Raw genomic sequence first — 17,150 nt, 5'->3', positions numbered from 1 at the left:
TGACAACCGATGTCCAACGAAGAGCAGCTTCGTTCCTACCTCAAGCGGTCGATCGCGGACTCCCGTGAGGTGCAACGACGGCTGCGCGAGGTCGAGGACCGGCAGACCGAGCCGATCGCGATCGTCGGCATGGCTTGCCGCTTCCCCGGTGACGTATCGAACCCCGACGAGCTGTGGGATGTGGTGGCGAACGGCCGGGACGCGGTGTCCGGCTTTCCCACCGACCGCGGCTGGGACCTGGACGAGTTGGCCGGCTCCGGCGCGTCCGTCACCGCGGAAGGCGGCTTCCTGACGGACGTTGGTGAGTTCGACGCGGGGTTTTTTGGGATTTCGCCGCGTGAGGCGGTGGCGACCGATCCGCAGCAACGGTTGCTGCTCGAAATGTCGTGGGAGGCGTTGGAGCACGCGGGCATCAACCCGCTCTCCTTGGCGGACACCCCGGCCGGGGTCTTCATCGGCACGTTCCCTTCGGGGTACACCGAGGTCGCGGGCCAGTCCGGCGAGGACATGGCCGGCCATCTGATTACCGGTGGTTCCCAGAGTGTGGCGTCGGGCCGGGTCGCGTACGTACTCGGTCTTCAGGGCCCGGCGCTGACGGTCGACACCGCGTGCTCGTCGTCCCTGGTCGCCCTGCACCTGGCCGCGCAGGCGCTGCGGTCGGGGGAGTGCCCCATGGCCCTTGTCGGCGGCGTCACGGTCATGGCCACCCCCGGTACCTTTATTGGCTTCTCGTCACAGGGGGGCATGGCGGCGGACGGTCGGTGCAAGGCGTTCGCGGACGGTGCTGACGGCGCCGGGTGGTCCGAGGGCGCCGGAATGCTGGTGGTGCAACGGTTGTCGGATGCGCGGCGTGAGGGTCGTCGGGTGTTGGCAGTCGTGCGGTCGAGTGCGGTGAATCAGGATGGTGCGTCGAATGGTTTGACGGCGCCGAACGGTCCGGCGCAGCAGCGGGTAATTCGGCAGGCGTTGGCCGGTGCCGGGTTGTCGGCAGCGGATGTGGATGTGGTGGAGGGGCACGGTACGGGTACGGTCCTTGGCGACCCGATCGAGGCCCAGGCGCTGTTGGCGACGTACGGCCAAGGCCGCCCAGATGAACGGCCGTTGTGGTTGGGCTCCCTGAAGTCGAACATTGGCCACACGCAGGCCGCCGCAGGTGTGGCCGGTGTGATCAAGATGGTCATGGCGATGCGGCACGGTGTGCTGCCGCGGACCCTGCATGTGGACGCTCCGTCGTCGAAGGTGGATTGGTCCCAGGGCGACGTACGGCTGCTGACCGAGGCGACGCAGTGGACGGATAACGGCCGTCCTCGTCGGGCGGGTGTGTCGTCCTTCGGGGTATCGGGGACGAACGCGCACGTCATTCTCGAAGCCGTCGCCGAGACCGAGACCGAGACTGCGAACGAGACAGAGAACGAGCCCCAGGCCGAGCCGGACCTCGTACTGGCGCCGCCAGTTGTGCGGGGTGCGGTGCCGTGGGTGCTGTCGGGGAAGACGGCTGAGGCGGTGCGGGGTCAGGCGGCCCGGCTGCTGGATTGGGCCGAGGTGAATCCCGGGCTGGAATCGGTTGATGTGGGGCGGTCGTTGGTGACCAGCCGGGCTCTGTTCGATCACCGTGTGGTGGTGACCGGTGGTGACCGTGCGGAGTTGTTGGCCGGGTTGCGGGTGGTGGTGGCCGGTGAGCCCGCGTCAGGAATTTCGCAGGGGAGTGTCTCCGCCTGGGCGGGTTCGGGTGTGGTGTTTGTGTTCCCGGGTCAGGGTGGTCAGTGGGTGGGTATGGCGCGGGAGTTGGTGGAGGCGTCGGAGGTTTTCGCGGCGGGGATGGCGGAGTGTGCGGAGGCTCTTGGTTCGTTTGTGGAGTGGTCGTTGTGGGATGTGTTGGGTGATGAGGTGGCGTTGGGTCGGGTGGAGGTGGTGCAGCCGGTTTTGTGGGCGGTGATGGTGTCGCTTGCGAGGTTGTGGCGTTCGTGTGGTGTGGTGCCGGTTGCTGTGGTGGGGCATTCGCAGGGTGAGATTGCTGCGTTGTGTGTGGCGGGTGGGTTGTCGTTGTCCGATGGGGCGCGGGTGGTGGCGTTGCGGAGCCGGGCGATTGCGGACACGTTGGCGGGTGATGGTGGTGGGATGGCGGCTGTAGCGCTCCCCGTCGATCGTGTTGTGGTGCTTGTTGAGCGGTGGGGTGGTCGGTTGTCGTTGGCGGCGGTGAATGGTCCGTTGTCGGTGGTGGTGTCGGGTGATGTGGTGGCGTTGCGGGAGTTGGTGGCGGAGTGTGAGGCGGACGGTGTCCGTGCCCGGATGATCGCGGTGGATTACGCCTCGCACTCGGTGCAGGTGGAGGAGATCAGGGACCGGCTTCTGGAAGAGTTGGCGTCGGTGCGTCCGCAGGCACAGTCGGTGCCGGTGTACTCCTCCGTCACCGGAGGGCTCCTGGATGCTGCTACGGCTGATGCGGCGTACTGGGTGCGTAACCTGCGCGAGACCGTACGGTTTGAAGAGGCTGTCCAGGCGTTGATCGCGGATGGTCGGCGGGTGTTTGTCGAGGTCAGTCCGCATCCCGTACTCACCACGCCGCTCCAGGAGATCCTGGACGTGTCCGCCGCGTCCGCTGGCACCGAGGGTATCGTTGTGGGCACCTTGCGCCGAGATGACGGTGGTTCGCGGCGGATGGTGGCCTCGCTGGCCGAACTGTTCGTCCACGGCGTGCCTGTCTCCTGGTCGTCGCTCTTCGCCGGTGGTCTCGATGCCCGCTGGGTCGAACTGCCCACGTACGCGTTCCAACGTGAGCGGTACTGGCCCGATGCCCCGGCATCGGTCGGAGATGTGGTGGGGGCGGGCCTGGCCACGGCCGGACACCCTTTGCTCGGTGCGATGGTTGCTCTGCCTGAGTCCGGTGGGATGTTGTTCACGGGGCGGATGTCGCTGGGGACGCATCCGTGGCTGGCAGATCATGTGGTGCGGGGGATGGTGGTGTTCCCCGGGACCGGGTTTGTGGAGTTGGCGGTTCGGGCGGGGGACGCCGTGGGCTGTGACCAGGTCGGTGAACTGGTGCTGGAGGTGCCGTTGGTGCTCCCGGCCAGGGGCGGTTGCCAGATTCAGGTCGTACTCACCGAGCGGAAGCAGCAGAACGCGGGTCAGAAGCAGGACAGTTGGGCGATCGCGATCCACGCCCGCCCCGATGATGACGAGATGTGGACGCGGCACGCCACAGGCGTACTGACTCATCGGGACCATACCGATCACACCGACCACCCCAATCACACCGACGACGCCGATGACTTCGGGGGGCTCGCCTCGTCCTGGCCGCCCGCTGGTGTGGCGGCGTGCGACACCTCGGGGCTGTACGCACCGGCCGCCGACAGCGAGGTCGTGTACGGGCCGATGTTCCAGGGGCTGACCCGGGCGTGGGCCGATGGGAACAGCGTGTGGGCCGAGGTCGAGCTGCCCGAGGCGCAGCTGGGTGGGGCAGCGGCATACGGACTCCATCCGGCCCTGCTGGACGCGGTGCTGCACGCCGCCATGCTCGGTGCCCCGGAATCCGCGCCGACCGCGTCCCTACCGTTCCTCCTCACCGATGTCGCTCTCCGGGCTTCCGGCGCGACCCGCGTGCGCGCTCGCGTGACCCGCACCGGGCCCGACGAGTTGAGTGTCGCGGTGGCGGACTTCACGGGCGCCCCCGTTCTGGCGATCCGATCGCTGACGACCCGCGCGTTGCCGGAGGGTGACATCGGCGCCGGGTCGCAGGACGCGTCACTGATCCTGCCGCGATGGACGGACCTCGGTAGCGACGCGGGTCCGGTCGTCAGGACCGATGGCTGGGTCGTGGTGGGGCCGGGCGCGGAGTACCCCGATCTGGCCGCGGTGAGTGCGGCGGTCGAAGCCGGCGTTCCCGTGCCGCGTTGCCTGGTGCTCACCGTGCCGCACCGCCCGCAGGAGCCGGTGGTGGCATCGACCCATCAGGTCACCGGATGGGTACTGGAGCAAGTGCAGCGTTGGCTGGGTGAGCAGCGGTATGCGGAGACGCGGCTGGTCGTGGTCACCCGGGGGGCGCTGAGCACCGGCGATGACGACCGGGTGGCGGATCTGCCCGCCTCGGCGGTCTGGGGCCTCATCCGCTCGGCCCAGTCGGAGAATCCGGACCGCATCACCCTCGTCGATGTGGACTCCGGTCCGGCCCTCGCCGTCCTCGCCCGCGCGGTGGCGGCGGACGAGCCGTACTGCGCGATTCGAGGGACGTCCCTGCGCGTTCCGCGTCTCATCCGTAAGACCTCCCGCACCGTCGAACTCGCCTCGGTGCGGGGCCCGGTCCTCATCACCGGCGGTACCGGCGGCCTGGGCGGACTGGTGGCGCGCCACCTGGTGCGTGCGTACGGAATCCGGGATCTGGTGCTGGTCAGCCGTAGGGGCGAGCGTGCCGAGGGAGCGGCCGAACTGGTCGAGCAGCTCACCGAGTTGGGGGCCAGGGTCGTGGTGGTGGCCTGCGATGTGTCGGACCGGGACGCACTCGCCCGTGTCCTCGCGGAGCATCCGGTCTCCGGCGTCGTCCATACGGCCGGTGTGGTGGACGACGGGGTCATCTCCTCACTCACTCCGAAGAGGATCGGTCACGTTTTCGCGCCGAAGGTGGACGCGAGCTGGTATCTGCACGAACTGACCCAGGACCTCGACCTCTCGCTGTTCGCCGTGTTCTCGTCGCTGTCCGGAATGCTCGGCGGTCCTGGGCAGGGCAACTACGCGGCGGGCAACGTCTTCGCGGACACCGTGGTGCGGTGGCGCCGGCAGGCGGGGCTGCCCGGAGTGTCACTGGCCTGGGGCGCCTGGACGTCCGAGATCGGGCTGACCGGGACGCTCTCGGACGCGGACCTGCGCCGACTGCACGGCAGGGGAATGTTCCCGCTGTCGGCCGAGCAGGGACTCACCCTCTTTGACCGGGCGCTGGCGGCCGATGAGCCCGTTGTGGGCCTGGCCCGGCTGGACCTGGCGGCACTCCGAACGCAGGGTGGCATCCCGCCCCTGATGAAGAGCCTGGTGAGAGGCGGTGTGGTACGGCCGTCCGCTGGGGACGAGCGGCATGATGCGGACAGCTTCGCCCGCCGCTGGACCATGATTCCGGCCGAGGACCGCTCACGGTTCCTCGTTAACCTGGTCCATGGCCACGCCGCCGCGGTCCTCGGGCACACCTCCGCCACCCAGATCGATACGGGACGCCAGCTCAAGGAGCTGGGCTTCGACTCGCTGACCGCGCTGGACCTGCGTAACCGGCTCGCCACAGTGACCGGACTCCGCCTGCCCGCCACCCTCGTCTTCGACTACCCCACGATCGTGGGGCTGTCGGAGTACGTCGCGAACCTGCTCGACGGCGACGGCGACGGCGACGGCGACGGCGACGGCGACGGTGCCCGCGTCCAGGACACGAGTCTGCCACCGGTGGTGTCGGCGACGGACGACCCGATCGTGATCGTCGGCATGGCTTGCCGGCTGCCCGGCGGAGTCTCGAACCCGGACGAGCTGTGGAGCCTGGTGAACGAGGGGCGGGACGCCGTAGCGGAGTTCCCCACGGACCGGGGGTGGCACCTGGACGGGCTGTTCGGTCCGGACGGCCCAGGCTCGGGTACGTCGGTCACCGCCGAGGGCGGATTCATCGACGCTGCGGGCGAGTTCGACGCGGCCTTCTTCGGGATCTCCCCGCGTGAGGCGATGGCGACCGATCCGCAGCAGCGGTTGGTGCTGGAGACCTCGTGGGAGGCGCTGGAGCACGCGGGCATCGAGCCGACTTCTCTCGCCGGCAGCTCGACCGGGGTGTTCATGGGCGCGATGGTGTCGAACTACGCGGAGGTGGCGGGCCGGTCCGGCGCGGAACTGGCTGGTCAGCTGGTCACCGGGACCTCGCTCAGTGTGCTGTCGGGTCGGGTGGCGTACACGCTGGGGTTGCACGGTCCGGCGGTGACGGTGGACACGGCGTGTTCGTCGTCGCTGGTGGCGTTGCACTGGGCTACGCAGGCGCTGCGGTCCGGAGAGTGCTCGACCGCTCTGGTCGGCGGAGTCACCGTGATGGCGACTCCGGACGCGTTCATCGGGTTCTCCCTTCAGGGCGGGCTGGCACACAACGGTCGGTGCAAGGCGTTCGCGGATGCGGCCGATGGCACGGGGTGGGCTGAGGGCGCTGGTGTGCTGGTGGTGCAGCGGTTGTCGGACGCCCGCCGGGAGGGCCGTCGGGTGCTGGCGGTCGTACGGTCCAGCGCAGTCAACCAGGACGGTGCGTCGAATGGTTTGACGGCGCCGAATGGTCCGGCGCAGCAGCGGGTGATTCGGCAGGCGTTGGCCGGTGCTGGGTTGTCGGCTGCTGAGGTGGATGTGGTGGAGGGGCACGGTACGGGTACGGTGCTCGGTGACCCGATCGAGGCGCAGGCGCTGCTGGCGACGTATGGCCAAAAGCGTCCGGCGGGCCGGCCGTTGTGGCTGGGCTCGCTGAAGTCCAACCTGGGCCACACCCAGGCCGCTGCCGGAGTCGCGGGCATCATCAAGATGGTCAAGGCGATGGAACACGGGGTGCTGCCCCGAACGCTGCACGTGGACGCGCCGTCGTCGAAGGTCGACTGGACGCAGGGTGCGGTGCGGCTGCTGACCGAGCCCGTTACGTGGCCCGAGACCGGCAGGCCGTACCGGGCGGGCGTGTCGTCGTTCGGAGTGTCGGGCACCAACGCCCACGTCATCCTGGAAGCTCCGCAACCGGTCACTCCGCTCGCAGCGCACGCGCCCGATAAGGACAGTGCGCCCTCCGCCGCGCTGGTCCGGGACGTGGTTCCGTGGGTGCTGTCGGGGAAGACCCCCGAGGCGGTACGCGCGCAGGCTGCCCGACTGCTGGAGTGGTACGGGACCGAACGCGTCCGGGAGGCGCTGGAGACGCCGGACGTACCAAACATTTCGGACTTGAGGGACGCGGGCTGGTCGCTGGCGACCACCCGGACCCGGTTCGACCACCGGGCGGTGGTGACGGGCGCCGACGAAGAAGAGTTGCTCGCGGGGCTGCGGGCCGTGGTGGCAGGTGAGTCGGCGGCACAGGTGGTTCAGGGCCAGGTGCGACCGTCGTCCGGTGTGGGCGTGTTGTTCAGCGGTCAGGGTACGCAGCGCCTGGGTATGGGGCGGCGGTTGTACGAGTCATCGGCGGTATTCGCGGAGGCGTTGGACGGCGTGCTGGCGGAGCTGGATCAGCATCTGGACCGGCCGCTGACCGAGGTCATGTGGGGTGATGACCCGGGGCTGTTGAAGAGGACGGGTTGGGCGCAGCCGGCGTTGTTCGCGGTGGAGGTGGCGCTGTTCCGGGTGCTGGAGTCCTGGGGAATGACCCCGGACTATCTGCTCGGCCACTCGGTGGGGGAGGTCTGTGCCGCGTATGTGTCGGGTGTGCTGTCCTTGGCGGACGCGTGCCGTTTGGTGGCGGCGCGCGGCCGGCTGATGCAGGCGCTGCCGGCCGGCGGGGCGATGGTCGCGCTGGAGGCCGGTGAGGGCGAAGTCGCGGGTGCGCTGTCGGATCGGGTGTCGGTGGCGTCGGTCAATGGCCCCGAGTCGGTGGTGATCGCGGGCGATGAGGCCGAAGTCCTGCGCATTGCGGGCGAGTTCGCCGGCCGGGGACGCCGGACAAGCCGGCTCCGGGTATCGCACGCGTTTCACTCGCCGCTGATGGAGCCCATGCTCGACGAGTTCGAGCAGGTGCTGAGCGGCCTGTCGTGGAGCAGGCCCCGCATTCCGGTGGTCTCGACCCTGACCGGCGAGCTCGCTGACGGTGAGGTGCTCCGCACCCCGGCCTACTGGGTGCGTCAGGTCCAGGAGACGGTCCGCTTCGCTGATGGCGTGCGCCGGCTGGAGGCGCTGGGCGTACACATGCTGGTGGAGGTCGGACCGGACGGGGCGCTGGCCGCGCTGGCGCAGCAGACCTGCTCCGAGTCCGTCACCGCCGTCGCCGCGCTGCGCGGGCCCGACCGTCCCGAGGACGCCGCGCTGCTGTCAGCAGCCGCCCGGCTGTTCGTCCGGGGCGTTCCCGTTGAGTGGAGAGCGGTGTTCGCCGGTGCCGGTGCGCGCGAGGTGGCGCTGCCGACGTATGCGTTTCAGCGTGTGCGGTATTGGCCCGAGGCCTCGGCGTCGGTTGGCGATGTGGTGGGGGCGGGTCTTGCCTCGGCCGATCATCCGTTGCTGGGGGCGATGGTCGCTCTGCCCGAGTCGGGTGGGATGTTGTTCACGGGTCGGGTGTCGGTGTGGTCGCATCCGTGGCTGGCAGATCATGTGGTGCGGGGGATGGTGGTGTTTCCCGGGACCGGGTTTGTGGAGATGGCGGTCCGGGCGGGGGACGCCGTGGGCTGTGGCCGGCTGAGCGAACTGGTTCTGGAGGCGCCGTTGGTGCTCCCGGCCAGGGGCGGCTGCCAGGTCCAGGTCGTCCTCACCGAGCGCGAGCAGGGGCACTGGGCTGTTGCGATCCATGCCCGACCCGACGGCGACGACGTGTGGAAACGCCACGCCACCGGCCTGCTCACCGGCCGCGTATGCATGGACGATGTCTTCGACGCACCTGGCTCCGCATGGCCCCCCACCGAGGCGACAGCCGTCGACATCTCCGGGATCTACGCCGAAGGCGCAGGTACGGACGTGGTCTACGGGCCGGTCTTCCAGGGTCTTACCGGAGCGTGGACCGAGGGGGAGAGGGTGTGGGCCGAGGCCGAACTGCCCGAGGCGCAGTGGCTCCGGGCAGCGGCGTTCGGTATCCACCCGGCCTTGCTGGACGCGGTCCTGCACGCGGCGGTGTTCGCCGGCCCGGCAGCCGGTTCGGCAGCCGGTTCGGCAGCCGAACCGGCTGCGGCCGGCCTCGCGGAAGGTGAGGACGACAGCGAGGCCGCGCGACTGCCGTTCACGTTCAATGACGTCGTGCTGCGTGCTTCGGGCGCCACCCGGGTGAGGCTGTGTCTGACCCGCACCGGGCGGGACGAGTTCTCCGTGGCGGTCGCGGACGGCACGGGGGCGCCGGTGCTGTCGATCGGGGCGCTGTCCACCAGGCCGCTGCCCGACAGCGCGCTCGTATCGGCGACGCAGGACACGATTGTGCTCGCGCCCGCGTGGATCGGCATGGACGCTGCCGGGCCACAGGGCACCTTGGCCGATGCCCGGGGCGACACCCTCCAGGTCGACGGTTGGGCCGTTGTGGGTGCCGGCGTGCGCGCGGAAGCGGGTTACGCCGATCTGGACGCCCTGATCACGGCGATCGACGGCGGCACTCCCGTACCCCCATGCACGGTGCTCGCCGTGCCCCACCACGCCGAGGGACCGGTGGTGGAATCGACGCACCGGGCCACCACATGGGCGCTGGAGCAGATACAACACTGGCTCGGCGACGCGCGGTTTAGCGAGACGAGGCTCGCTGTCGTCACCCGGGCGGCTGTCAGCACGGGCGAGGACGACCCGGTGACCGACCTGCCCGCCGCGGCGGTCTGGGGGCTGGTCCGCTCCGCGCAGTCGGAGAATCCGGACCGGATCACCCTGGTCGACCTGGAGCCCGCCGACACCGACACCAACTCTGACACCAACTCTGACACCGACACCGACACCGACTCTGCCACCGGCACCAGTGTCGGCACAGAACTCGACCTCGATCTCGCGTTGCTGGCGGGCGTCGTCGCGACCGGTGAGCCGCAGATCGCGGTACGCCGGGGGGCGATGCTCACACCGAGCCTCGTACGGCACACACCGACCGACGAGACTCCGAGCGGCCCCGCCGGCGGAACCGGCGCACCGCTGGACGGCACAGTGGTGATCACCGGCGGTACGGGCGGCCTGGGCAGCCTGGTCGCCCGTCACCTGGTGCGCGCCCACGGAGTCCGGCACTTGTTGCTGCTCAGCCGCGGCGGCGAGCGGACGGAGGGAGCGCCGGAACTGATGAGGGAACTCGGCGAGTACGGGGCGCTGGTCACCGTCGCGGCCTGTGACGCCTCCAATCGCGAGGCACTCGCCGTGGCGCTGGCAGCCGTATCCGAGGCCTACCCCGTACAGGGGGTCGTGCACACTGCCGGTGTGCTGGACGACGGCGTCATCGGATCGCTGACCGGCGAGCGGATGAGCAGGGTGCTGGCCCCGAAGGCGGACGCCGCCTGGCACCTCCACGAGCTGACCCGCGACCTGGACCTGTCACTGTTCGTCGTGTTCTCGTCCCTCGCCGGCCTGCTCGGCGGACCCGGCCAGGGCAATTACGCTGCGGGCAACGCGTTCATGGACACGCTCGTACAGCACCGCAGGCAACTCGGCCTCCCCGGTGTATCGCTGGCCTGGGGCGCCTGGACCTCCGAAGTCGGCCTGACCGGCACACTCTCGGACGTCGGCCTGCGCCGGATGAGCGCGTCCGGCATGCCGCCGCTGTCGGTGGAGCAGGGGTTGGAGCTGTTCGACCGGGCATGGCGCGCCGATGTGCCCGTGGTCGGCCTGACCCGGCTGGACACCGCGGCGCTACGGGCCCAGGGCGTTCCGCCGATGATGCGCTCACTCGTCGCGCGCGGCGCCGTCCGCCCGACAGCCGGGGACGACCGCCGGGCCCCCGACAGCTTCGCCGGGCGCTGGGCGGCCATACCGGCGGGAGAACGCCCCCGCTTCCTGCTCGACCTGGTCGGCGGGCAGGTTGCCGCGGTGCTGGGGCACAGCTCCGCCGCACGTGTGGACAATGCCCAGGCGTTCAAGGAACTGGGCTTCGACTCGCTGACTGCGGTGGAACTGCGCAACCGGCTCGTCTCGGTGACCGGCCTCGGCCTGCCGGCCAGCCTGGTGTTCGACTATCCGACGGTTACGATCCTGGCCGGCCACCTGGCGTCCCTGCTCGGTGACGGCAGCGCCCAGGACACGCCGCTGACGCAGCAGCGGTCGCTGTCTTCGCTGCCGCCGCTGGTGTCCGTGGCCGACGACCCGATCGTCATCGTGGGGATGGCATGCCGCTATCCCGGTGGTGTTGACAGCCCCGAGGAGCTGTGGGGCCTGGTAGAGCAGGGCCGCGACGCGGTGTCCGGCTTCCCCAACGACCGTGGTTGGGACCTTGACGGCCTCCTGGGGGACGGCGCCGGCACCTCGGTCACCGCTGAGGGCGGTTTCCTCGACGGCGTGGGCGAGTTCGACGCGGGCTTCTTCGGTATCCCGCCGCGCGAAGCCCTCGCCATGGACCCGCAGCAGCGCTTGCTGCTGGAGACGTCCTGGGAGGCGCTGGAGCACGCCGGGATCGATCCGCAGGAACTGGCGGGCAGTTCGGTCGGAGTCTTCGCGGGCGCGTTCCAGTCCGGTTACAGCGAGGTGGCCGGCCGGTCGGCGGAGGACATCACCGGGCATCTGATGACCGGCAGTTCGCAAAGTGTGGTCTCGGGGCGCATCGCCTACGCGCTGGGCTTGCAGGGTCCGGCGATGACGGTGGACACGGCGTGTTCGTCGTCGCTGGTGGCGCTGCATCTGGCCGCGCAGGCGCTGCGGTCGGGGGAGTGCACCATGGCCCTCGCGGGCGGTGTGACCGTGATGGCGATTCCGGATACCTTCATCGGCTTCTCCCAGCAGGGCGGGCTCGCCGCTGATGGCAGGTGCAAGGCGTTCGCGGACTCTGCCGATGGCACGGGCTGGGCTGAGGGGTCCGGGGTGCTGGTGGTGCAGCGGTTGTCGGATGCGCGGCGTGATGGGCGTCGGGTGCTTGCGGTCGTGCGGTCGAGCGCGGTGAATCAGGACGGTGCGTCGAACGGTTTGACGGCGCCGAACGGTCCCGCCCAGCAGCGGGTCATCCGGCAGGCGTTGGCCGGCGCCGGGCTGTCGGGCGCTGAGGTGGATGTGGTGGAGGCGCATGGCACGGGTACGGTCCTTGGCGACCCGATCGAGGCACAGGCGCTGCTGGCGACGTACGGCCAAGGCCGCCCGGATAAGCGGCCGTTGTGGCTGGGCTCGCTGAAGTCGAACATCGGTCACACCCAGGCCGCAGCAGGTGCCGCGGGCATCATCAAGATGGTCAAGGCGATGGAATACGGGGTGCTGCCGCAGACGCTGCACGTGGACGCGCCGTCATCGAAGGTCGACTGGTCGCAGGGTGCGGTACGGCTACTGACAGAGGCCACCCCCTGGCCCGAGAACGATCACCCGCGCCGGGCCGGTGTGTCGTCCTTCGGCCTGTCCGGTACGAACGCGCACGTCATTCTCGAAGCGCCGGCGCCCCTGCCCACCCTTGCCCCCACTCCTGAGCCTGCGCCCGCCCCTGAGTCTGTGCCTGACGGCACTGGTCTGATCGGCTCGGGGATCGTGCCGTGGGTGCTGTCGGGGAAGACGGCTGAGGCGGTGCGTGGTCAGGCGGCCCGGTTGTTGGACTGGGTCGATGCGGATGACGGGCTCGAATCGGTCGATGTGGGGCGATCGTTGGTGACCAGCCGGGCGCTGTTCGATCACCGTGTGGTGGTGACCGGTGGTGACCGTGCGGAGCTGCTGGCCGGGCTGCGGGCGGTGGTGGCAGGTGAGCCTGTTGCGCAGGTGGTCCAGGGGGCGGTGGCCGGGAGCGCGGACGCGAGCGTGGTGTTCGTGTTCCCTGGCCAAGGGGCCCAGTGGGTCGGTATGGCGCGGGAGTTGTGGGCGGCGTCGGAGGTCTTTGCGACGGCGATGGCGGAGTGTGCCGAGGCACTTGCCCCGTTCGTGGAGTGGTCCTTGTCGGATGTGCTTGATGATGAGGTGGCGTTGGGTCGGGTGGAGGTGGTGCAGCCGGTCCTGTGGGCGGTGATGGTGTCGCTTGCGAAGCTGTGGCGCTCGTGTGGTGTGGAACCGGTTGCTGTAGTGGGGCACTCGCAGGGTGAGATTGCTGCGTTGTGTATGGCGGGTGGGCTGTCGTTGTCCGATGGGGCGCGGGTGGTGGCGTTGCGGAGCCGCGCGATTGCGGACACGTTGGCGGGTGAGGGTGGTGGGATGGCGGCTGTGGCGCTGTCTGCGGATCGTGTTGTGGTGTTTGTTGAGCGGTGGGGTGGTCGGTTGTCGTTGGCGGCGGTGAATGGTCCGTTGTCGGTGGTGGTGTCGGGTGATGTGGTGGCGTTGCGGGAGTTGGTGGCGGAGTGTGAGGCGGACGGTGTCCGTGCGCGGGTGATCGCGGTGGATTACGCCTCGCACTCGGCACAGGTGGAGGAGATCCGGGACCGGCTTTTGGAAGAGTTGGCGCCGGTCCAGCCGCAGTCGGCGTCCGTCCCCGTGTACTCCTCCGTCACCGGAGGGCTCCTGGATGCTGCTACGGCCGATGCGGCGTACTGGGTGCGTAACCTGCGCGAGACGGTCCGCTTCGAGGAGGCTGTCCAGGCGTTGATCGCGGATGGTCGCCAGGTGTTTGTCGAGGTCAGTCCGCATCCCGTACTCACCACGCCGCTCCAGGAGATCCTGGACACGTGCGCCATGTCTGCCGGGGCTGAAGGTGTCGTTGTCGGCACTTTGCGTCGAGGTGAGGGTGGTCCGCGGCGGATGGTGGCCTCGCTGGCCGAACTGTTCGTCCACGGCGTGCCCGTCTCTTGGCGGTCGCTCTTCGCCGGTGGTCTCGATGCTCGCCGGGTCGAACTGCCCACGTACGCCTTCCAGCACCAGCGGTACTGGCCCGATGTGCTGAACTCGGTGGGAGATGTGACGGGGGCCGGTCTCGTCCCGGCCGAACACCCGCTGTTGGGAGCGATGGTGGCGGTGCCCGGCTCCGGAGGGATTCTGTTTACCGGCCAGATCTCGCTGCGCTCGCACCCCTGGCTCGCCGACCACGTGGTGCGGGGCATGGTGGTGTTCCCCGGGACCGGGTTTGTGGAGTTGGCGGTTCGGGCGGGGGACGCCGTGGGCTGTGACCAGGTCGGTGAACTGGTGCTGGAGGCACCGCTGGTCATCCCGGCACAAGGAGACTGCCAGATTCAGATACTCCTTACCGAGCAGCACGGGCAGGGGCAGGGGCAGAACCAGCAGGAACAACAGTGGACGGTAGCCATCCACGCTCGCTCGGACGGTGCCGAGGTCTGGACCCGGCACGCGACGGGCGTGCTGACCCGTGCGACGGCCACCGGCGACGCCTTCGACGGAGTCGGTACGCCCTGGCCCCCGACCGGAGCGGCGGACGTCGACGTCTCGGGCGTGTATTCCACCGGCCCGGCCTCCGAGGACGGCTCCGACATCGTCTACGGACCGGTGTTCCAGGGGCTGACCAGGGCCTGGACGCTGGACGAGCGGGTCTGGGCCGAGGTCGAGCTGCCCCGGTCCGAGCAGTCGCGGGCCCAGCTCTACGGCATTCACCCGGCGCTGCTGGACGCGGTGCTGCACGCGGCGATGTTCGCCGGACTGGGCACGGCGGGCCCGGCTGGTGCCGGGGACACGGCGGTCCCGGCAGGCTCGGCGAGCCCGGCCATGCTGCCGTTCATGTTCACCGATGTGGTCCTGCGTGCTTCGGGCGCGGCGCGCGTGCGGGTGTGTCTGACCCGTATCGGTGAGGGCGAGGTCTCCGTCGCGGTGGCTGACGCCACGGGTGCGCCGGTGCTGTCGATCGGATCGCTCCTGGCCCGGCCGCTGCCGGACGGAGACTTCGCCGCCGTACCCCAGGACACGGTGCTGCTCGCGCCGCGGTGGACGGACCTGGGCGTGGACCGGGCCGTCGCGAGCGACGGCTGGGCCGTCGTCGGTGACGGAGCGGGCTATCCGGACCTGGCCGCTCTGACCTCCGCCGTCGAAGCCGGGGCCCCGGTCCCGGGGTGCCTGGCACTGGCCGTACCACACCACCCCGAGGGTGCCGTGGTACCGCTGACGCACCAGGTCACCGTATGGGTACTGGAGCAGTTGCAGCGCTGGCTCGGTGACCACCGTTACGACCGCACGAGGCTGATCGTGCTCACCCGGTCGGCGGTGACCACCGGCACCGGTGACCCGGTGACCGATCTGCCCGGCTCGGCGGTGTGGGGGCTGATCCGTTCGGCGCAGACGGAGAACCCGGATCGGATCACCCTGATCGACCTGGACGCGTCCGCCGGCCTCGACATTCCCCTACTGGACGGTGTGGTTGCGACCGGTGAACCGCAGGCCGCGATTCGTGGGCCGGTGGTGCGCACGCCGCGTCTGGAGCGCCACACACCACCGACCGCCGTCCCCGCCGCGACCGCCGCTCCTGCCACCCCCGCCGCTCTCGCCGCGAGGGAGGGAACGGTCCTGGTTACCGGCGGTACCGGTGGTCTGGGCGGTTTGCTGGCACGGCATTTGGTCCGTGCGCACGGAGTACGGCGGCTGCTGCTGGCCAGCCGTCGCGGTGAACGCGCCGAGGGAGCGGCCCAGTTGGCCGAGGAACTAACCGGGCTCGGCGCACGGGTCCAGGTGATCGCCTGCGATGTGTCCGATCGGGATGCTCTCTCCGCGCTGCTGGCGGAGCATCCCGTGTCCGGCGTCGTACACACCGCCGGTGTACTCGATGACGGCGTGATCGGTTCGCTCACACCCGAGCGAATGGACCGGGTGCTGGCCCCGAAGGTGGACGCCGCCTGGTACCTGCACGAACTGACCAGGGACCGGGACCTGTCGATGTTCGTAGTCTTCTCCTCCGTGGCCGGGCTGCTTGGCGGTCCGGGGCAGGGCAACTACGCGGCGGGCAACGTCTTCGTGGACACCCTGGCGCAGTGGCGCCGGCAGGCGGGTCTGCCCGGTGTGTCACTGGCATGGGGCACCTGGACGACGGAGGTCGGCCTCACCGGCACCCTCAGCGAAGCCGACCTGCGCCGGCTGAGCCGTTCAGGGCTGCCGCCGCTCTCGGTGGAGCAGGGCCTGGCCCTGTTCGACCAGGCATTGCGTACGGACGAGGCGGTCCTGGCGCCGGCCCGGCTCGACCTGGCCGCGCTGCGCGGCCCGGGGGGCCTCCCGGCCATGCTGCGCTCCCTGGGCGGCGGGGTTGTCCGCCCGGCCGCGAAGGACGGCAGGGACGACGACGGCGGCTTCCCGCGGCGCTGGGCGGCAGCTCCGGCGGAGGAGCGGCCCGGGTTGCTCCAAAATTTGGTTCGCGCGCATGTCGCCGCCACGCTGGGTCACACCTCCGCCGAGCACATCGACAGCCGCCAGGCCTTCCGCGAGCTGGGGTTCGACTCCCTGACCGCCCTGGAACTGCGGAACCGGCTCGCCGCCGCGACCGGCCTGCGGATGCCGGTCACCTTGGTGTTCGACCATCCGACAGTCGACGAACTCGCCGCCTACCTCGGGACCGTACTTGCGCAGTCCCCGGCTGCTTCCCCGGGGGCAGCCGGGGAAGCAGCCGGGGGGGCCGGGGAATCGCCGCAGGCGCCCCAGCAGGACATCATGGGGCGTTTGTACATGCGTGCGGTCGCGGAGCGCCGGGTGTCGGAGGCGCACGATTTCGCGATGAGCGCCGCGGTATTGCGGCCCCGGTTCGAGACGCCCGACCAACTCGCGAAACGCCCCACCGTGGTCCGGATCTCGCCCGGAGACACCGGCCCGCATCTCATCTGCATCTGCCCGCCGGTGCCGCTGCCTTTGACGGGTCCGGACGTGTACCTGCGGTTCGCGGCCGAGTTCGCGGGCACCCGCAGGGTCTCGGCCCTGATGGCGCCCGGTTTCGACGAGGGGGAGGACCTGCCCGCGACCACCGAGGTTTTGATGGACGTCATGGCGACCGCGATCATCGACTACGTCGGGGACGAGACCTTCTCCTTGGCGGGCTCCTCGTCCGGTGGCGTGGTCGCCTACGAGCTGGCGAAGGAGCTGGAACAGCGCGGGGCAGCGCTGGTCGGAGTCGCGCTCCTCGACTCGTACCGGATGAACGACAAGGTCATCAACAAGTGGGACAACGATCTGGCCGGCCGGTCGTTCAACGGCATCAACACCGACAACATCGGGTTCGAGAAGATCACTGCCTTCGTCTGGATCTGTACGCGCCTGCTGATGGACTGGGAGCCGGGTGGTCTCGCCGCGCCCGCCCTGCTCGTACGGGCCACGGAGCCGATCGTCCAGGAGGAGGAGGGCGTGGCCTGGCAGACCAGCCTCGCCTCGATGTCCGCCGTCGTCGATGTCCCCGGTGACCACTTCTCCATCCTGGAGAGCGAGCACGCCCCGTTTGTCGCGGAGGCCGTGGACACCTGGCTCACCGGGATCGGAGAGCAGCACTGAGCGCTATC

At 69.9% G+C, this 17,150-nt stretch carries 1 protein-coding gene; it reads left to right on the top strand.

Annotation, left to right across the window (positions count from 1 at the left end):
- Positions 1-9: 9 nt before the first annotated feature.
- Positions 10-17,142 (top strand): type I polyketide synthase, encoded by a 17,133-nt coding sequence (locus FHS42_RS29365; protein WP_184577504.1) that lies wholly within the window; start codon positions 10-12, stop codon positions 17,140-17,142.
- Positions 17,143-17,150: the final 8 nt, after the last annotated feature.

It is taken from the genome of Streptomyces zagrosensis (assembly GCF_014203645.1).
Lineage (GTDB): Bacteria > Actinomycetota > Actinomycetes > Streptomycetales > Streptomycetaceae > Streptomyces > Streptomyces zagrosensis.
The sequence above is the reverse complement of the archived record's forward strand: the minus strand, read 5'-3'. Positions and strand labels throughout refer to the sequence as shown.

Coding starts and splice junctions, on each gene's coding strand:
- FHS42_RS29365 (WP_184577504.1), top strand. CDS start 10: ATGTCCAACGAAGAGCAGCTTCGTTCCTACCTCAAGCGGTCGATCGCG.